This is a genomic window from Bradyrhizobium sp. Ec3.3 (genome assembly GCF_000472925.1).
Taxonomy (GTDB): domain Bacteria; phylum Pseudomonadota; class Alphaproteobacteria; order Rhizobiales; family Xanthobacteraceae; genus Bradyrhizobium.
The window spans coordinates 1-2,770 of sequence record NZ_AXAS01000144.1; the positions used below are offsets into that span (position 1 = coordinate 1).

General features: G+C 56.2%; 2 protein-coding genes and 2 pseudogenes. 2 read left to right on the top strand and 2 right to left on the bottom strand.

Going from position 1 to position 2,770, the window contains the following annotated elements; genetic code table 11:
- Positions 1 to 416, bottom strand: a pseudogene (locus YUU_RS0145685) (sulfotransferase); the annotation flags it as partial.
- A gap of 608 nt (positions 417 to 1,024) precedes the next feature.
- On the opposite strand from YUU_RS0145685, the gene YUU_RS54515 reads away from it, so the two are divergent.
- Together YUU_RS54515 and YUU_RS59915 are read left to right on the top strand one after the other, a co-directional pair.
- Positions 1,025 to 1,468 carry a hypothetical protein gene (locus tag YUU_RS54515; RefSeq protein ID WP_051390288.1) on the top strand — a complete coding sequence of 148 codons (444 nt, stop codon included), beginning with the start codon at positions 1,025 to 1,027 and terminating at the stop codon, positions 1,466 to 1,468.
- The gene (locus YUU_RS59915; RefSeq protein ID WP_156944946.1) at positions 1,441 to 1,890 is read left to right on the top strand and encodes a twin-arginine translocation signal domain-containing protein; all 450 of its coding nucleotides are present in this window, start codon (positions 1,441 to 1,443) and stop codon (positions 1,888 to 1,890) included. Before YUU_RS54515 ends, YUU_RS59915 begins: the two co-directional genes overlap by 28 nt.
- Positions 1,891 to 2,561: 671 nt before the next feature.
- Here YUU_RS59915 and YUU_RS58055 read toward each other — a convergent pair.
- Positions 2,562 to 2,693: pseudogene (locus YUU_RS58055) on the bottom strand (IS5/IS1182 family transposase); the annotation flags it as partial.
- Between the last annotated feature and the right edge of the window lie 77 nt (positions 2,694 to 2,770).

Below are 2,770 nucleotides of genomic sequence, written 5' to 3' on the forward strand. Positions count from 1 at the left end.
CCGTCAGAACTGAACTTCAGCCATTGGCCACTCTGCCTTGCTTGCACCAGCGATCGAAGCGATTCCATAGTGTTTCTCCGAAGCACGAGGATGACCTTGAGGCGTGGCCAACGAACCAGCTCGGCAAAAACACCGGAACGATCGTGAAACTGCGGTTCGTTGATCTTGCAACCAACATGCGTCAGCTTGGTCTTATCGCTTCGCGTCGGATAGCGCAGATACGCAAGCTCGAGAAGCTCGCGATCCCCCCGCAACAAACGATCCTTATCGTGCCAATTCGTATCAAATGTATTGAGCAGCTCACCGTTGCTCAACACGTTCGGATGCTCATTCAGTAACTCTTCAAGATAGTGGGTGCCGGTCCTCGCCATTGCCAGGATTACAAATGGCTCGGGCGGCGATGTAGGGCGGGTCATTGCATCTTCCTTAGATAACATTGCTTTCGACAACTAGAGATTGCATCAACGACGGTAACGTTAGCAGGCTCATGGTCCCTGCGTTTCGCAGTAGCGGGCTCGCATTCGGATATGCCCGAGTTCAATTTCAATAAACTGACGTTTTCTACCCTCATTTCGTGGGATTGGTAAAATCGATTGTATGGATGGGCACTGTCTCGATAGGCGGAGGCCGCAAGAGCGACCTGCCTTGAATTTTTGCCAGCCCGAACCCATGTCGGGCGTGTCAATCAAGGGAGGTCCTGTTGACCAAACTTTTGAATGGCCCGGCCAACGACCATAGCGCGGTCGTTCACGGCCTCCGGGGAAGCGTCTGATAGGAGACGTATTGGCTTTTTAGGGCTTCGGTCCCGTGTTATCGTGGCAATGCAAAGCGTGGCTACCCTGTCCTACGGGAGTGTGAACCATACAGACGGCACGCCTATCCCGACCGAGCTGTACAAGGCCTTAGCGAAAGCTGGGGCCTTTCCTGTACGAGGCCCATTCAACTGGTGGTAGTAGGAAGACAGGAGGCCTGCTGCAACTCACGACGTTGGAGGTGGTGTTGAGCGACAAAGTCCCCGAAATGGTTGGAGGCCTATGCAGTTGGTCGTGAAGAGATTTGGGAGAAGGACCCTCACTACAGGGGATTTCTGGCTGCGCTTCAGGAGTTGCACGGGGAAACTGATCGCGGTGTCGCTCTGGTAGCAACTTCATTTCTTGACAAGCTGCTCAGGGACATTCTCGGCGCGTTTATGATCGAGAACCAAAGCGCTAAAGCCCTCCAGTCAGGCTTCAACGCCCGTTTTGGTAGCTTCAGCACCAGGATTGCCGGATGTCTCGCATTAGGCCTCATTACCGAACGCGAAGCGGAACAATCCGATACGCTGCGCAAGGTACGAAATCGTTTCGCGCATGAGGTCGAGGTGAACTTCAAAACTGAAAGCGTGCAGGCACTTTGCAACAATCTGCGGGTGCTCGAGCGAGACAAAGATGGTGATGATCGATGCAAGTTCTCATGTCGGCATCAATGATGGTTCTTATCGCTCTGCTGAACCGTCCATTTGAAGTCGGTAAGCGGCGATTGACGCTCGGGAGTGGAAATCAACAATCGACTAGTTGCTGTTTCTCCGCCTCCTGTGCTGGAGCAGCGGGTAACACATCCCGTCGTAACTTTCTTGCTGTCTCGGCACTTGCAGCCGCCGCAGCAACCATCCCCGTGATCCCAGCCGCCCGCGCCGCTTCGCCAGATCAGGAGCTGATGGATCTTGGTGCCAAATTTTTTTCGGCCAACGAGCTCTTCGAGGCTGCCGACGCGAACTGCGGCGAGCGGATTGACCGCGTCATCTCGGCGACGCCGGACCGGCCTTTCGGCCGTGAGATGGCGCATCGGCGACCGGTTAGCTATGTGATGGAGCGTCACCCAGCCGAAAAAGCACGGCCCCGACGATTATGAGGACGGCCCGTCATCGGCCGGCGCGCTGATCCGACAGCTCGCAGCCGTTTAGGCTCTCCCATGTGGCACTACCATCACGTCGTGGCCTACTACGAACGAAAGGGGCTGTATGGGCGCCTCGTGGCCCAAATCTACCGGCCCCTGACTGCCGAATGACCGGCGTTCCTGTTCGGGAACAAACGGCCATGGGTGGCGTTTCAACCACGCTTCGAGCTGCAGAACAGCTTGAGCAGTTACGAACGGCCGCAGCATTTGCCCCCCGGCCAGCTGAGGCCGTTTTTGATTGGAGCTCGCTGGACGCGTCGGAAATTGGGATTCGGTTATGGGTTCATTTTGGCACTGGATTTTGACGATTGCCGTATTTGCTAGCCGGGTAATGGGGATCATTCGAGGATTGCAAAACAGGTCTATCCTCAATTGTGCCTTGTCGGCGTTCATCCCGGGTTACGGGTTCGTCTATTTCGTCGTGGGGAAGGCAGCACCTCCGCGGATTAACGAAACGGCATAAGCCGGCCTAGGCGCAACTTCCGCGCAATCGATGGCAGGCTGCGGCGATCAAAGCGGGCCGCGGGGCGCCGACGCTGATCTGCGACGGTGCGGCCTCCTTCCGGCGCTGGAAGCTATCCGAAGAGCTCGCGCGATGCGCGGCTCGACTAGGACGAAATCCACATTCAGCGGAACCAGATGCAGATTGCGGCCAGGTGGACGAAGGCGAGGAAGTAGACTGCCCGTCGGTCAAATCGAGTGGCGAAGCGGCGGAAGTGCTTGAGCTTGTTGAAGCAGCGCTCGATATGCCATTGACAATACCGCTAATAATTTGACGGAATTCGACGAATCACCGAGAGTTGGATTCCAAGCGCTGAGCGCCTTGGCGCGTTGG

Excerpts from the sequence above, each read along its gene's own strand:
- YUU_RS59915 (WP_156944946.1), top strand. The coding sequence starts at position 1,441 with ATGCAAGTTCTCATGTCGGCATCAATGATGGTTCTTATCGCTCTGCTG.